11 protein-coding genes are annotated in these 14,206 nt (G+C 53.5%); 9 read left to right on the forward strand and 2 right to left on the reverse strand.

Annotation, left to right across the window (positions count from 1 at the left end; genetic code table 11):
- Positions 1-77: 77 nt before the first annotated feature.
- The 9 genes from thiC to HV213_RS27880 all read left to right on the forward strand — a co-directional run bounded on the left by thiC (position 78) and on the right by HV213_RS27880 (position 8,078).
- A complete protein-coding gene (gene thiC / locus HV213_RS27840) occupies positions 78-1,973 on the forward strand; it encodes a phosphomethylpyrimidine synthase ThiC (protein WP_181484075.1) in 1,896 nt (631 codons plus the stop codon).
- The gene (gene thiE / locus HV213_RS27845; protein ID WP_181484076.1) at positions 1,973-2,608 is read left to right on the forward strand and encodes a thiamine phosphate synthase; all 636 of its coding nucleotides are present in this window, start codon (positions 1,973-1,975) and stop codon (positions 2,606-2,608) included. Before thiC ends, thiE begins: the two co-directional genes overlap by 1 nt.
- Complete coding sequence (locus HV213_RS27850; RefSeq protein WP_181484077.1) at positions 2,601-3,356, forward strand: HesA/MoeB/ThiF family protein; 756 nt, start codon at positions 2,601-2,603, stop codon at positions 3,354-3,356. Before thiE ends, HV213_RS27850 begins: the two co-directional genes overlap by 8 nt.
- Positions 3,340-3,540 carry a sulfur carrier protein ThiS gene (gene thiS, locus HV213_RS27855; RefSeq protein WP_181484078.1) on the forward strand — a complete coding sequence of 67 codons (201 nt, stop codon included), beginning with the start codon at positions 3,340-3,342 and terminating at the stop codon, positions 3,538-3,540. Before HV213_RS27850 ends, thiS begins: the two co-directional genes overlap by 17 nt.
- A 1-nt stretch (position 3,541) precedes the next feature.
- On the forward strand, positions 3,542-4,312 hold the full coding sequence (gene thiG / locus HV213_RS27860) for a thiazole synthase (RefSeq protein ID WP_181484079.1): 771 nt from the start codon (positions 3,542-3,544) through the stop codon (positions 4,310-4,312).
- On the forward strand, positions 4,309-5,442 hold the full coding sequence (thiH, locus tag HV213_RS27865) for a 2-iminoacetate synthase ThiH (protein ID WP_181484080.1): 1,134 nt from the start codon (positions 4,309-4,311) through the stop codon (positions 5,440-5,442). The genes thiG and thiH overlap by 4 nt, the downstream gene beginning before the upstream one ends.
- A 302-nt stretch (positions 5,443-5,744) precedes the next feature.
- Positions 5,745-7,277: a sensor domain-containing diguanylate cyclase gene (locus HV213_RS27870; protein WP_181484081.1), complete on the forward strand. Its 1,533-nt coding sequence runs from the start codon at positions 5,745-5,747 to the stop codon at positions 7,275-7,277.
- Between the two features lie 219 nt (positions 7,278-7,496).
- Positions 7,497-7,757 (forward strand): PTS sugar transporter subunit IIB, encoded by a 261-nt coding sequence (locus HV213_RS27875; RefSeq protein WP_249415956.1) that lies wholly within the window; start codon positions 7,497-7,499, stop codon positions 7,755-7,757.
- Between the two features lie 3 nt (positions 7,758-7,760).
- The gene (locus tag HV213_RS27880) at positions 7,761-8,078 is read left to right on the forward strand and encodes a PTS lactose/cellobiose transporter subunit IIA (RefSeq protein ID WP_110277341.1); all 318 of its coding nucleotides are present in this window, start codon (positions 7,761-7,763) and stop codon (positions 8,076-8,078) included.
- Between the two features lie 43 nt (positions 8,079-8,121).
- Here HV213_RS27880 and dcuB read toward each other — a convergent pair whose 3' ends face one another.
- Together dcuB and rpoC are read right to left on the reverse strand one after the other, a co-directional pair.
- Positions 8,122-9,462 carry an anaerobic C4-dicarboxylate transporter DcuB gene (gene dcuB, locus HV213_RS27885; RefSeq protein WP_110277340.1) on the reverse strand — a complete coding sequence of 447 codons (1,341 nt, stop codon included), beginning with the start codon at positions 9,460-9,462 and terminating at the stop codon, positions 8,122-8,124.
- A 454-nt stretch (positions 9,463-9,916) separates the two neighbouring features.
- The gene (rpoC, locus tag HV213_RS27890) at positions 9,917-14,140 is read right to left on the reverse strand and encodes a DNA-directed RNA polymerase subunit beta' (RefSeq protein ID WP_112217118.1); all 4,224 of its coding nucleotides are present in this window, start codon (positions 14,138-14,140) and stop codon (positions 9,917-9,919) included.
- Positions 14,141-14,206: the final 66 nt, after the last annotated feature.

Here is a 14,206-nt window from a genome sequence, read left to right on the forward strand (position 1 = left end):
AGCCCATCTGGGCCCGATCGCATCTGTTACTCCATCCGTCGTCTGACAAGCCATATCCTGTTCACCTGGAATGAGCTATGTCTACAACAAAAATGACCCGTCGAGAGCAACGCGAACATGCGCAGCGCTTTATCGACACGCTGGAAGGCACCGCATTTCCCAATTCGCAACGCATCTATATCCGCGGCTCACGTGAAGATCTTCGCGTCCCGATGCGCGAAATTCAGCTTAGCCCGACGCTCATCGGCGGCGCTAAAGATAATCCCCGCTATGAAGCTAACGAAGCCATTCCGGTCTATGACACGTCCGGCCCCTATGGCGACCCGGAGATAGTAATCAATGTCCAACAAGGTCTGGCAAAACTACGCCAGCCGTGGATTGAAGCGCGTGGCGACTGCGAAGAACTCCGCGAGCGCAGCTCGGCATATACCAAACAGCGCCTGTCAGATGATGGCCTCGACGAACTGCGCTTTACCGGCCTGCTAACGCCAAAACGCTCTATCTCCGGGAAATCCGTGACTCAGTTGCACTATGCCCGCCAGGGCGTTGTCACCCCAGAGATGGAGTTCATTGCCATCCGCGAAAACATGGGCCGCGAGCGCATTCGTGACGAAGTTCTACGCCAGCAGCATCCCGGCGTTGGGTTTGGCGCACGACTGCCGGAGAACATCACCCCGGAATTCGTGCGCGATGAAGTCGCTGCCGGGCGCGCGATTATCCCCGCCAATATCAATCACCCTGAGTCAGAACCGATGATAATCGGCCGCAACTTTCTCGTGAAGGTCAATGCTAATATCGGCAACTCGGCGATCACTTCATCTATCGAAGAAGAGGTTGAGAAGCTGGTGTGGTCCACTCGCTGGGGCGCGGATACGGTGATGGACCTGTCGACCGGCCGCTATATTCACGAAACCCGCGAGTGGATCCTGCGTAACAGTCCGGTACCAATCGGTACCGTGCCGATCTACCAGGCGCTGGAGAAAGTTAACGGGATCGCCGAAGATCTCTCCTGGGAAGCCTTCCGCGACACACTGCTGGAACAGGCTGAACAAGGAGTCGACTACTTCACTATCCATGCGGGCATGCTGCTACGCTACGTGCCGATGACCGCCAGGCGGCTGACCGGCATTGTTTCACGCGGCGGTTCTATTATGGCGAAGTGGTGCCTCTCCCATCATCAGGAGAACTTCCTTTATCAGCATTTCCGCGAAATCTGTGAAATCTGCGCTGCCTATGATGTTTCCCTATCGCTGGGCGATGGTCTGCGTCCAGGTTCCATTCAGGATGCTAACGACGAAGCGCAGTTTGCCGAGCTGCACACGCTGGGCGAACTGACCAAAATCGCCTGGGAGTACGATGTACAGGTGATGATTGAAGGCCCGGGGCATGTGCCGATGCAGATGATTCAGCGCAATATGACCGAGGAGCTGGAACACTGCCACGAAGCACCTTTCTACACCTTAGGGCCGCTCACCACAGATATCGCACCGGGCTATGACCACTTCACCTCGGGCATTGGCGCCGCAATGATTGGCTGGTTCGGCTGCGCGATGCTCTGCTACGTCACGCCAAAAGAGCACCTCGGCCTACCGAACAAAGAAGACGTTAAGCAAGGACTGATTACCTACAAAATCGCCGCCCATGCCGCTGACCTTGCCAAAGGCCATCCCGGAGCGCAGATCCGCGATAACGCGATGTCAAAAGCACGCTTCGAATTCCGCTGGGAAGACCAGTTTAACCTGGCGCTCGACCCGTTCACCGCTCGCGCTTATCACGACGAAACCCTGCCGCAGGAGTCCGGCAAAGTGGCTCACTTCTGCTCCATGTGCGGCCCCAAATTCTGCTCAATGAAAATCAGCCAGGAAGTGCGCGATTATGCAGCCCGCCAGAATATCGAAGTTGGCATGAGCGATATGTCGAATAGCTTCCGCGCCCGCGGCGGCGAAATCTATCTGAAAAAGGAGGAAGCCTGATGTATCAACCTGATTTCCCATCCGTCCCTTTCCACTTAGGACTCTATCCGGTCGTCGATAGCGTAGAGTGGATTGAACGTTTATTGACTGCGGGCGTTCGTACCATTCAGCTACGCATCAAAGATAAACGCGATAGCGAAGTTGAAGACGATGTGATCGCCGCCATCGCCCTGGGGCGCAAGCACAATGCCCGGCTGTTTATTAATGACTACTGGCACCTGGCCATTAAACATCAGGCTTACGGCGTGCACTTAGGACAGGAGGATCTCGAAACCACCGATCTCAGCGCAATCCGCAACGCCGGGCTGCGCCTTGGCGTCTCTACTCACGACGATATGGAAATGGATATCGCGCTGGCGGCTCGTCCCTCCTACATCGCCCTCGGTCACGTTTTCCCGACGCAAACCAAGCAGATGCCTTCAGCCCCTCAGGGACTGGAACAGCTCGCGCAGCATATCCAGCGTCTTGGGGATTATCCGACGGTCGCCATCGGTGGTATTAGCCTTGAGCGCGCTCCGGCGGTACTGGCAACTGGCGTTGGCAGTATTGCGGTCGTCAGCGCCATCACGCAGGCGGCTGACTGGCGACAGGCAACAGCACAGTTGCTCGAGATAGCGGGAGTTGGCGATGAATGACAGCGATTTTATGCGCTATAGCCGCCAGCTGCTGCTGGAGGATATCGCCATTGAAGGTCAACAAAAGCTGCTGGCCAGCCGGGTATTGATTATTGGCCTCGGCGGACTGGGCTCACCCGCAGCGCTGTATCTCGCAGGCGCAGGCGTCGGCACGCTGGTGCTGGCCGACGACGATGACGTGCATGTCAGCAATCTACAGCGGCAAATTCTGTTCACCAGCGATGATATTGCGCAGCCAAAAACCACCGCCGCCCGAGAACGGCTGGCGCGCCTCAACCCACAGATTGAACTGATTACGCTACAGCAGCGATTAAGCGGTCAAGCACTACAGGACGAAGTGGCAAAGGCCGATGTAGTGCTGGATTGCACCGATAACATGGCGACTCGTCAGGAAATTAACGCCGCCAGCGTCGCGCTTGAAACACCGCTAATTACCGCCAGCGCCGTCGGACTCGGAGGCCAGTTGATGGTGCTGACGCCGCCCTGGGAACAGGGGTGCTATCGCTGCTTATGGCCGGATGCTGCCGAACCGGAACGCAACTGTCGCACGGCGGGCATTATCGGTCCGGTGGTCGGCATGATGGGCACCTTACAGGCGCTGGAGGCAATCAAACTGCTCAGCGGCATGGTAGCCCCGCGCAATAGCTTGCGTCTGTTCGATGCCCGCACCAGCAACTGGCGCACTCTTGCACTTCAACGGGCTCAGGGCTGCCCGGTATGTGGAGGGCAGCATGCAAGTGTGGTTTAACGATGAGCCGTTACAGTGCGCCGAAGCGACATCCGTTGCGGATCTGCTCGCTCAACTGGAACAGCAGCAACCGGGCGTCGCGCTGGCGCTCAATCAACACATCCTGCCGCGCGAGCGCTGGGAAGATCAACTTTTGCAGGAAGGCGATCAGATCCTGCTTTTTCAGGTTATCGCTGGAGGCTGACATGTTACGTATCGCAGATAAAACTTTTGAATCGCGTCTTTTCACCGGCACCGGGAAATTCGCAGCCCCCGACGTCATGGTCGATGCCATTCGCGCCTCCGGTAGCCAACTGGTTACGCTGGCGATGAAACGTGTCGACCTGCGTCAGCATAATGACGCTATTCTCGCGCCGCTGCTGGCGGCGGGTGTGAGCCTGCTCCCCAATACTTCAGGGGCGAAAACGGCGGAAGAAGCCGTCTTTGCCGCCCGTCTGGCGCGGGAAGCACTGGGCACAAACTGGCTGAAGCTGGAAATCCACCCGGATGCCCGCTGGCTTCTCCCTGACCCAATTGAAACCCTGAAAGCGGCAGAAATATTAGTGCGGGAAGGATTCGTGGTACTGCCTTACTGCGGCGCTGACCCTGTGCTGTGCAAGCGTCTGGAAGAAGCGGGCTGCGCGGCGGTGATGCCGCTCGGCGCGCCTATCGGCTCCAACCAGGGGCTGGAAACCAAAGCGATGCTGGAGATTATCATCGAACAGGCCACGGTACCGGTGGTCGTTGATGCAGGTATTGGCGTACCGAGCCATGCGGCGCAGGCGCTGGAAATGGGCGCTGATGCGGTCCTGGTCAATACCGCTATCGCCGTTGCCGACGATCCGGTAACCATGGCCCGCGCGTTCCGCTTAGCGATCGAGGCAGGATTGCTGGCGAGACAGGCCGGGCCCGGTGCTCGCAGCAGCCAGGCGCAGGCCACCAGCCCGTTGACCGGCTTTCTGGAGGCGCTGGCATGAAAACTTTCACTGACCGCTGGCGGCAACTGGACTGGGACGACATTCGCCTGCGTATTAACAGTAAAACCCTAGCTGACGTCGAACGCGCACTGGCAGCAAAACAGCTCAGCCGCGATGACATGATGGCCCTCCTCTCGCCTGCCGCCGCGGGCTATCTGGAACCTTTGGCGCAGCGTGCACAGCGTCTGACCCGCCAGCGTTTTGGTAATACCGTCAGCTTTTACGTCCCGCTGTACCTCTCTAATCTGTGCGCCAACGACTGTTCCTACTGTGGCTTCTCAATGAGCAACCGCATCAAGCGCAAGACTCTGGACGATAATGAGATCGCTCGCGAGTGCGCGGCAATCCGCGAAATGGGCTTTGAGCATCTGCTGCTGGTCACCGGTGAACATCAGGGTAAAGTCGGTATGGACTATTTTCGTCAGCATTTGCCCGCTATTCGCCGCCAGTTCGCCTCGCTACATATGGAAGTTCAGCCGCTGGCGACAGAGGAGTATGCCGAACTCAAAACACTTGGGCTGGACGGCGTGATGGTCTACCAGGAGACCTACCATGAAAGCATGTATGCGAAGCATCATCTGAAAGGCAAAAAACAGGACTTCTTCTGGCGCTTAGATACGCCGGACCGGCTCGGCCAGGCGGGGATTGATAAGATTGGCCTCGGCGCGTTAATCGGTCTCTCCGACAGCTGGCGCGTGGATTGCTTTATGGTGGCGGAGCATCTGTTGTGGCTCCAGCAGCGCTACTGGCGCAGCCGCTACTCCATCTCTTTTCCGCGATTACGACCTTGCGCCGGAGGCATCGAACCGGCCTCGCTCATGGATGAACGTCAACTGGTGCAAACTATTTGCGCCTTCCGTCTGCTGGCTCCGGAAATCGAACTCTCGCTCTCAACCCGCGAATCTCCCTGGTTTCGCGATCGGGTCATTCCACTGGCCATTAACAACGTCAGTGCATTTTCGAAAACCCAGCCAGGTGGCTATGCCGATAACCATCCTGAGCTCGAACAGTTTGCGCCTCACGATGACCGTCGCCCCGAAGAGGTCGCCAGCGCGCTGGTTGCCAGTGGGCTTCAGCCAGTTTGGAAGGATTGGGACAGCTGGCTGGGACGCGCTTCCCGGTCGTCATGAAGAGGAATGTAATTCCTTAAAAGTTCTTCGTGCATGCTCGTAAGAAGAGAAACGGGAGATTGTTGTCAGATTTCCGTTTCTCTACCCTGTCTTCGTCAGCAGTGGATGCTGTCCAGGGCGAATGATAGCTCTTCCTCATTTTCGCCCTGCTCCACTCTCACATTGTTATCGCATATAAATAAATCCATCTTACAAAGCGAGAGTTATAATTAACGGAGTTTTATCTGATTCGCTCAGCAGGCATGCTGGCTAAACCTGCGTTTAAACCCACGGTTTATCTCTTCTGGAACGATTTACGACTCATGGCTCGTCATAACAGAAAACTCTCTTTCACCACGCCGATTTTGATCGGGTTTGCGGGTATTTTACTCAGCTTCTTGCTGATCGCGGTGTTTGTCACTCAGACTCAGCGCAACGATTTTATTGAGGGTTATCATCACACAAACCGCAACTTCACTCATAACATGGCGACGAATTACACGGAAACGCTGCTCCGGGGAAATGATTTTATCCTCGCTCGCGCAGCCACTTTCTTTGCGCGTAATGATGAATTAAACAATGCCGTTAACATCAACCCTGAAAAAGGTTTAATGCTGTTAATGCAGTTGCAAAACATGATGCAGACAGTTTCCTCAATCTCACTGGCAGATACAGACGGGCACTATCTACGCGTGCCCGAGGTGCTTGAGACCGAAGATAGTCGGACCTTTGATGCCAAATCGCGGCCGTGGTTTATCAAACAGGCAGAAGCCAGCACTGTCAGCCTCTATACCAGTCCCTATCTCGACTATTTCACGCATCATCCAACCATTACTCTCTATAAACCAATTATCTCCCCAGAAGGGCGACTCAAAGGGAGCCTCGCTTTCCATCTCGACCTGACATCAATGAGTTACGCGTTACGACAAATGGTTGCACCTGTTCAGGGCGAATTTTTTGTCGTGCAACGCGATGGTAAAGTCGTTCTTCATCCCGATCCTGGCGCTCTGTTTAAACCCTATGTTAGCAGCACCTTGATGGACAGTATGACTAGTGGGGAGGGTCAGCTTTATGATACAGATAAAAACGTCTGGTACTATTACTACTCTTTTACCAATCCTGACTGGTTCATTATCTACCGCGTCGCCAATTCGACGCTAATCAACTTAACGCGCCACGAAACCAACATTGTTTCCTGGGGTTTTGCCCTTGCCGCCATTGTCATTGTTCTGTTTGGGCTATACCTACGCCATGCTTCACGCACCGTACTGATGAACATCATCAATGCAATTAAGACCGGGGACGTTAAGCGCGCGCCGCGCCTTGAGGCCATGCTCAGCAAGGCCATTGAGAGCAATAAGCAGCGCGAACTGACCTACGTTCGTCAGGCAACCATCGACGCGCTAACTGGCTGCAAAAACCGCCGGGCCTTCGACAACGATATTGCCGCGCTGATGAACGATCATCAGCCTTTCGCCCTCGCGCTGGTTGATATTGATAACTTTAAATCGATAAATGATACCTGGGGCCATCTCAATGGCGATATCGTCCTGCGTAACGTGGCCCGTGAGGGTTTGCAGGTTTTGCAACCTTTGCACGTTTCACTCTATCGCTACGGTGGCGAAGAATTTGCGGTAATATTTGCCGCTGAGCATATCGATAACGCCCTGATGTTGTTGGAAAACTGGCGAGCCAACGTCGCGCAGCGCTCCTGGCGTGAAGAGGGATTGACGGTAACGTTCAGCGCGGGCTTAGGCGAATGGAATATGGAACCACTAGAGCAATTGGTAGTGAGCGTCGATGAGGCACTTTACAAAGCCAAACAGCAAGGAAAGAATCGTATCATTCGCACTTGAGATAATCAGGTTCTACAAGCCCACTTCGCTGGGCTTTATTGATATTTTCAGCCACAAGAAAGAAACCGGTTTCATTATTTTGTGATGACTTACACACAATCATCGTAAAGCAGTTGTTCCGCCCTCTTGCCCGCGATAAAGATGGTATATCAAGGAACACAAGGGCCACGAACTATGAAGAATATCGTTTTATGCTGTGCTGCGGGTATGTCCACCAGCATGCTGGTTCAACGCATGCAGGCGGCTGCGCAACAGAAAGGTATCGAAGTCTCCATCAAAGCCGTACCGGTCGCCGAGTTTAAAGATAACCTCGCGGCTGCCGATATTATCCTGCTCGGACCACAAGTGAAGTATGAGCAGGCGAAACTACAGGCGCAGGCCGATCCGTTCGGTAAAAAAGTCGCCGTTATCGATATGATGGATTACGGCATGATGAAAGGCGATGCCGTGCTTGATAAAGCCCTGAAGTTGATGGAGTAAGAGATGGAAGATTTAGAAACGATCATTATGGAGCTGTTGGTTAACGCCGGCTCAGCACGTAGTTCAGCCTTAACCGCTCTGCAGCTGGCGCGTAAAGGTGATTTCGCCGCCGCCGAGCAGGCCATGGCTGAATCCCACGAATTCGTTAAGCATGCACATAAAATCCAGACTCAGCTCATCGGTCTGGACGAGGGTACCGGCAAGCTTCCGGTCAACCTGATTACCGTTCACTCGCAGGATCACCTGATGAACGCGATGGTCATTCAGGATCTGGCGACCGATATGATTGAACTCTATCGCCGTATTCCGCTCGCACAATAACCTCGACCATTTAACAGGCGCCGCTATCGGCGCCTGTCTCCTCTTAAAGAAAGCCGTACATCGCCGCAAATACCCAGCCAAAGACGCAAGAGACGCTGACGCCAATTAATCCTGGCAGGATAAAACTATGGTTAATCACAAAGCGGCCGATATGCGTGGTACCTGAACGATCGAACTGAATCGCCGCCAGATCGCTTGGGTAGGTCGGCAGAATATAATAGCCATAGCAGGCAGGCGCGGAAGCCACAATATAGGCAGGATCGACGCCAATCGCCAACGCTACCGGGACAATCGCCGCCAGCGCAGCCGCCTGGGAGTTAACAAACTTCGACACCATCAGCAGCACGATAGCGTAGGCCCACGGATACTCTTTGACCATCTCCCCCAACACGCCTTTAATTTCGGTCATGTGCGCGCCGAACATGGTCTCCGCCATCCACGCGATACCATACACCGCAACGATGGCGATCATCCCCGAACGGAAAACCTCATTTTTGGAAATCGATGCCGGATTAGTTTTGGTAATGATAATGATGAGCGCTCCGGAGAGCAGCATAAACATCTGGATCACCAGAACCATCGACAGCGGCTTACCGTCGAACGCCGGGCGCAGTTCAGAAAAGGCACCGAGTAAGGCAACCACTGCAATCGATGCGAGAAAAATCCACATCGCAATCCAGTTGCTGGTCGGCAGCTTCTTATCCAGTAGCGTGGCCGTATCGCCGTAAACATAATGGCGATTTTCCGGTGTCGAGATGAAGTCCTGAAATTTTTCATCCTTATCCAGGTCCTTACCACGAAACCAGCTAAAAATACCGATAGCCAGAATACCTAATAGCGTGGATGGGATAGTAATAGCCAGGAGATCGAGGAATTCAAGATGCTTACCGTTAAACGTGAAATTACCAAGCATGGCAACTAGTGAGACAACCGCAACGGAAACCGGGCTGGCGATAATTCCCATCTGCGCACCGATAGAACTTGCCGCCATAGGCCGTTCCGGACGGATATTATTCTTAATGGCAACGTCATATATAATCGGCAGAATCGTATAAACGACGTGACCAGTGCCGCAAAGAATCGTCAGCGTACAGGTGACAAATGGCGCGACGATCGAGACGTACTTCGGGTTGCGCCGCAGGAGTTTCTCGGCAATCTGCAACATGACATCTAAACCGCCGGAGGCCTGTAATGTCGCCGAAGCGGCGACCACCGCGATAATTACCAGCATGACATCGACGGGCGGTTTTCCCGGCTGAAGATGAAAAACAAAGACTAAGATAACTAGCCCAATGCCGCCTAAAAGACCGAGCGCAATTCCGCCCTTTTTCGCGCCATAGAACAGACAAATTAAGATAATGATGAGCTGTATAGCAAATTCCATGCATCCCCCAGAAACTATCCATTAAATGACGACAATGCTCCCGCTTTGGTTTTTATTTGCTCACCTCCTCTATTGCCTTTTCGACAGGCGAAACAATTCCCTCAGTTGTGGTAAACCGAAAAAAACAGGGAAAGTAATCACATGATTATTTGAGTTTTTTGACTATATAGAGTTTGCGGCGCTTATTTTTTGATACGTGTAGAATTTCCGCCAATCAATTGATGGTGTAATTAATAAATTGAAACCTATAATTTATATCGATTTTTAATTGATGGTTAATTGGAGTACTTACGTTAATAAAATGTAAATTAAAATGGATGTGATAAAGAATGTCGATCGGTTGGCAGGCGCTAAATGACAGCCCTCTGAGAAGATAGTCCATGTTCAGAAATGACAATAAAAAAAGCCAGTCAGGAAACCCGACTGGCTTTTTAAGCACTTAGTGAATCAACGATTAATCGTTGTCAGAACCGCCCAGACCTGCGTTCAGCAGTTCTGCCAGGTTAGCTGAAGCTTCTTCAACACTCACCTGCGGTACAGCTGGCTGTTCGCCTGCTGCGCGACGGCGCATACGATCCTGGTGGTAAGCATAACCAGTACCGGCCGGGATCAGACGACCCACGATAACGTTCTCTTTCAGGCCACGCAGTTCGTCGCGTTTACCCGCAACAGCTGCTTCGGTCAGGACACGTGTAGTCTCCTGGAACGATGCGGCAGAAATGAACGATTCGGTTGCCAGAGACGCTTTGGTGATACCCAGCAGGTCGCGGGAGTATGTTGCCGCAACTTTGCCATTCGCTTCCAGATCGCGGTTAGCAATCTTGACGCGGGAGTATTCAACCTGCTCGCCTTCCAGGAAGTCGGAGCTACCAGCACTTTCGATGGTCGCTTTACGCAGCATCTGACGGACGATAACTTCAATGTGTTTATCGTTAATCTTAACGCCTTGCAGACGATATACGTCCTGTACTTCGTTGGTGATATAACGCGTTACCGCGTGTACGCCACGAAGACGCAGGATGTCGTGCGGTGCTTCCGGACCGTCGGAAACCACGTCACCACGTTCTACACGTTCACCTTCGAACACGTTGAGCTGACGCCATTTCGGAATCATCTCTTCGTACGGATCGCTACCGTCTAACGGAGTGATAACCAGACGACGCTTCCCTTTGGTTTCTTTACCGAAGGAAATGATGCCGCTGATTTCCGCCAGGATTGCTGGCTCTTTCGGACGACGTGCTTCGAACAGATCCGCAACGCGCGGCAGACCACCGGTGATATCCTTGGTACCGCTGGATTCCTGAGGAATACGCGCCAAAGCGTCACCAGCACTGATCTGGATGCCATCTTCCAACTGGACGATCGCTTTACCTGGCAGGAAGTACTGCGCAGACATATCGGTGCCAGGGATCAGAACGTCGTTACCGTTAGCATCAACGATTTTCAGGGCCGGACGCAGGTCTTTACCACCCGCTGTACGCTCTGCAGAATCCAGAACCACCAGCGAAGACAGACCGGTCAACTCGTCGGTCTGACGAGTAATGGTCTGGCCGTCAATCATGTCAGTAAAGCGGATGAAACCACTTACTTCTGTGATTACCGGCATGGTATGCGGATCCCAGTTCGCTACGGTTTCCCCGCCAGCAACCTGCTCACCATCACCTTTGCCCATCACCGCACCGTAAGGAACTTTATAGCTCTCTTTGGTACGACCGAATTCGTCGATCAGCTTCAGCTCGGTGTTACGAGAGGTCACTACCAGCTTACCGGCAGAGTTCACAACCGACTTCGCATTGCTCAGACGGATGCTACCTTTGTTTTTCACCTGGATGCTGGATTCAGCAGCCGCACGAGATGCCGCACCACCGATGTGGAACGTACGCATCGTCAGCTGTGTACCCGGCTCACCGATGGACTGTGCCGCGATAACGCCGATGGCTTCACCTTTGTTGATGATGTGGCCACGCGCCAGGTCACGACCGTAGCAGTGCGCACATACACCAAAGTCGGTGTCACAGGATACAACGGAACGCACTTTGACGGAGTCAACGGAGTTCTCTTCCAGCAGGTCACACCAGTGCTCGTGCAGCAGTGTATTGCGTGGAACCAGAATGTCCGCGGTGCCCGGCTTCAGAACGTCTTCAGCAGTCACACGACCCAGTACGCGATCGCGCAGCGGCTCTTTAACATCGCCACCCTCGATAACCGGGGTCATAGTGATGCCTTCCAGGGTACCACAGTCGTCTTCAGTGACAACCAGGTCCTGGGCAACGTCAACCAGACGACGAGTCAGGTAACCGGAGTTCGCTGTTTTCAGTGCGGTATCCGCCAGACCTTTACGCGCACCGTGCGTGGAGATGAAGTACTGAAGTACGTTCAGACCTTCACGGAAGTTCGCGGTGATTGGCGTTTCGATGATGGAGCCATCTGGCTTCGCCATCAGACCACGCATACCAGCAAGCTGACGAATCTGTGCAGCAGAACCACGCGCACCGGAGTCGGCCATCATGTAGATGCTGTTGAAGGAAACCTGCTGCTCTTCTTCGCCGTCACGGTTAATCACGGTTTCAGTTTGCAGGTTATCCATCATCGCTTTAGATACACGATCGTTCGCCGCAGCCCAGATATCGATAACTTTGTTATAGCGTTCGCCCGCAGTTACCAGACCAGACTGGAACTGTTCCTGAATCTCAGCAACTTCAGCTTCCGCTTCGCTGATGATCTCGTATTTTTTCTCCGGGATGACCATGTCATCGATACCAACGGATGCACCTGAACGCGCTGCATAAGCAAAGCCGGTGTACATCGTCTGGTCCGCAAAAATAACGGTTGGTTTCAGGCCCAGAATACGGTAACAGGTGTTCAGCATCTTAGAGATCGCTTTTTTACCCAGCGCCTGGTTCACGATGGTGAACGGCAGACCTTTAGGTACGATCATCCACAGAATGGCACGGCCAACGGTCGTGTCTTTCAAGCTGGTTTTCGCAACGAATTCGCCGCTTTCATCTTTTTCGTACTCGGTGATACGCACTTTAACGCGCGCATGCAGAGAGGCCAGGCCAGCACGATAAATACGCTCAGCTTCTTTCGGGCCAGTCAGCACCATGCCTTCGCCTTTGGCGTTAACACAGTCACGGGTCATGTAGTACAGACCCAATACAACGTCCTGAGAAGGAACGATGATAGGTTCACCGTTCGCTGGGGACAGGATGTTGTTGGTAGACATCATCAACGCACGCGCTTCCAACTGGGCTTCCAGCGTCAGCGGTACGTGAACAGCCATCTGGTCACCATCGAAGTCGGCGTTATATGCCGCACAAACCAGCGGGTGCAGCTGAATAGCTTTACCTTCGATCAGTACCGGTTCAAAGGCCTGGATACCCAAACGGTGCAGTGTTGGTGCGCGGTTCAGCAGTACCGGGTGTTCGCGGATAACTTCATCCAGGATATCCCAAACGACAGCTTCTTCACGCTCAACCATTTTCTTAGCGGCTTTGATGGTGGTGGCCAGGCCACGCAGCTCCAGCTTGCCGTAAATGAATGGTTTGAACAGCTCCAGTGCCATTTTCTTCGGCAGGCCGCACTGATGCAGACGCAGGTATGGACCTACGGTGATAACAGAACGACCGGAGTAGTCAACACGCTTACCGAGCAGGTTCTGACGGAAACGACCCTGCTTACCTTTGATCATGTCGGCCAAAGATTTCAGAGGACGTTTGTTAGAACCGGTGATCGCACGACCGCGACGACCGTTATCCAGCAGGGCGTCGACCGCTTCCTGCAGCATACGTTTTTCGTTACGTACGATGATATCCGGCGCAGCCAGATCCAGCAGACGTTTCAGACGGTTGTTACGGTTAATCACGCGACGATACAGATCGTTCAGATCTGAAGTTGCGAAACGACCACCATCCAGCGGAACCAGCGGACGCAGATCTGGCGGCAGAACCGGCAGAACGGTCAGGATCATCCACTCTGGTTTGTTACCAGACTGCACGAACGCTTCCAGCAGTTTGATACGCTTGGTCAGCTTTTTACGCTTGGTTTCGGAGTTGGTTTCGTTCAGCTCTTCGCGCAGAGTTTCACACTCTTGCTCCAGATCCATGCTTTTCAGCAGGGCCTGGATTGCTTCCGCACCCATCTTCGCATCGAATTCGTCACCGAACTCTTCCAGCGCGTCCAGATACTGCTCTTCAGTCAGGATCTGTTGACGTTCCAGGTTGGTCATACCGCCTTCGATAACGACATAAGATTCGAAGTACAGTACGCGTTCGATATCACGCAGCGGCATATCGAGCAGCAGGCCGATACGGGACGGCAGCGATTTCAGGAACCAGATGTGCGCAGTCGGAGACGCCAGCTCGATGTGGCCCATGCGCTCACGGCGCACTTTAGTCTGGGTCACTTCAACGCCGCACTTCTCACAGATCACACCACGGTGTTTCAGGCGCTTGTACTTACCGCACAGGCACTCGTAGTCTTTTACCGGCCCAAAGATACGGGCGCAGAAAAGGCCGTCACGCTCAGGCTTGAACGTACGGTAGTTAATGGTTTCCGGCTTTTTAACTTCACCAAAAGACCATGAACGGATCATGTCTGGCGAGGCCAGAGCAATTTTGATCGCATCAAACTCTTCGGTTTTAGTCTGCGCTTTCAGAAACTTTAATAAATCTTTCACGGATTTGCTCCCGTCGGAGTTAGCACAATCTGGCACCGGGAATTATCCCGGCACCAGTGACCTGTT

Source organism: Klebsiella sp. RHBSTW-00484 (assembly GCF_013705725.1).
GTDB lineage: Bacteria > Pseudomonadota > Gammaproteobacteria > Enterobacterales > Enterobacteriaceae > Klebsiella.